Raw genomic sequence first — 1,731 nt, forward strand, 5'->3', positions numbered from 1 at the left:
CCCCGCCACGTTCAAATCAGCGATTGAGGATCAGGACTTGTCATGATGTGGTGGCTACGCGTAATCGGACTGGCCGCATTTATCACCAATCGTGCGGAACACTATTCTGCATGCGCCTCTTCAACAATGGTCAACAGTGCGTCCCCTTTGCGGATGGAAGGGTGAGTGATCCGCCAAAGGACAAATCCCGTTGCTGGAGCAAACACCTCGTCCAGCACCTTTCCAAATATGTCGCGCACTGAGCCAAGACGCTGCCCTTCCCTCACGATGGATCCCGGCTCGACTTCTGCATGAAAGTCCCCATCGCTTGGACATTCAACCCAGATGTAGCTGTCGCATAATGAGCGTCCGTTGGTCGCCGATGTCGGTTGGGAATCTATAATTCCGAGCAGCCGGGCTACGTTCAATACTCCCTCGACATGAAAGGAAATATCTTTCTCGCTCAGAAGACCATTTGACCCGGCCTCGGTCATTATGGCGACCTGTTTGCGCAAAGCGCACGCCGTCGGAGGTCTGCCCGGTCTCTGCATATATTCCGGGCCCAAGGCAAGCACGATCTCACTGTTGAAGCACATTGCAATGTCGCGTGCGGCATCATCGAATTTATCAACACCCGTACGCTGGAAAATAGTGAACCAGGATACCTTCTCCTTGAGGTCTCCTCCATGCATATCGATGTAGCAGTCTGCGCCCTTGACCCACTCGTTAAGGACGGCGTCGCAGAGGACTTCAGAAAAGGTACCGTCGGTCCGTCCGGGGAACGTATGGTTGATGTTCTTACCGTCTACTGGGCATACATATTCGCTATATTTGTGGATGGCTGGCTGATTGATGACAGGTATGATCGACACTGAACCCCTCATCTTTTCGGGGTCGAAAAGCCTCTGAAGCCGTATGGACGCCTCGATGCTGGATACTTCGTTGACATGTACCCCAGCAGACACACATAGCCGGGGGCCTGGTTGCGTCCCTCGAATTTCGCATAATGGCCAAGTGTAATCGGCCAGGATCGGGTTTTCGAAGCGGAACGTCCCACGAAACACCCCTTCTTCTCCGTAATCGCAGCCAGTCTTTTGAGCGGTTATCTTCATTGATGGTCTCGACGTTATTGTTGGGAACGCGGCCGGGCGAGCGCCGTACTCAGCCCCAATTTTATTGCATAACAATACCGTATATTGTAAAATGTCTGTGTCAAGGGAGGCTGCAGTCTTCCATTGCAGCGCGTAGACGATCACACTCAGGATCAGCGCAGAGCCATCAGCCTTTACACGCGCATTGAATAGCAATATGCACTACCGCATTCCATTTTTTATTTGAGAGGCACGATGCTTGATCGCGGCGGCAAGGGCAGGAGCGGAGTAAATCCACCTGCTTCGTTTGAAAAGACCAACGTGGACGAGCGTCTTTACCTCGGTACGATTGAAAAGGGGATGCTCGTTCTTGACACGTTTTGCGCAAATCCCCGCCCAATGACGTTGGCTGAAGTTGCTGAGGCTTCCGGCTTAAACAAAAGTGCGACCCAGCGTGTGCTCTACACGTTGCGGGCACTTCGGTATCTGACCCATAGTGAAACCACCAGGCAGTATTCACTTTCTGTCAGAGCCATGGACATTGGCAACGCATACTTGCGAAGTAACCCGATCGTCGAAGCGACCTTTCCTTATCTGCTTGAGGCGAACAAGCGTTCACAGGAAACGGCCAATCTGACGGAACTCGATGGTTCCGACATCG

General features: G+C 52.6%; 2 protein-coding genes. One reads left to right on the forward strand and one right to left on the reverse strand.

Translation table 11 applies throughout. From position 1 onward, the window contains the following. Nucleotides 1-101: 101 nt before the first annotated feature. Nucleotides 102-1,091, reverse strand: a complete 990-nt coding sequence (locus tag A3AY_RS0131865; RefSeq protein WP_026204041.1) for a M14 family metallopeptidase — start codon at nt 1,089-1,091, stop codon at nt 102-104. 234 nt (nt 1,092-1,325) lie between these two features. Here A3AY_RS0131865 and A3AY_RS36695 point away from each other — a divergent pair. After that, on the forward strand, nt 1,326-1,731 hold a 406-nt coding region (locus tag A3AY_RS36695), incomplete at its 3' end, for an IclR family transcriptional regulator (RefSeq protein ID WP_040669517.1).

Source organism: Rhizobium giardinii bv. giardinii H152, from assembly GCF_000379605.1.
In the GTDB taxonomy this organism is placed as follows: domain Bacteria; phylum Pseudomonadota; class Alphaproteobacteria; order Rhizobiales; family Rhizobiaceae; genus Pararhizobium; species Pararhizobium giardinii.

Bases quoted from the DNA above. Each gene is read 5' to 3' on its own strand.
- A3AY_RS0131865 (WP_026204041.1), bottom strand. From the start codon at position 1,091: ATGAAGATAACCGCTCAAAAGACTGGCTGCGATTACGGAGAAGAAGGG.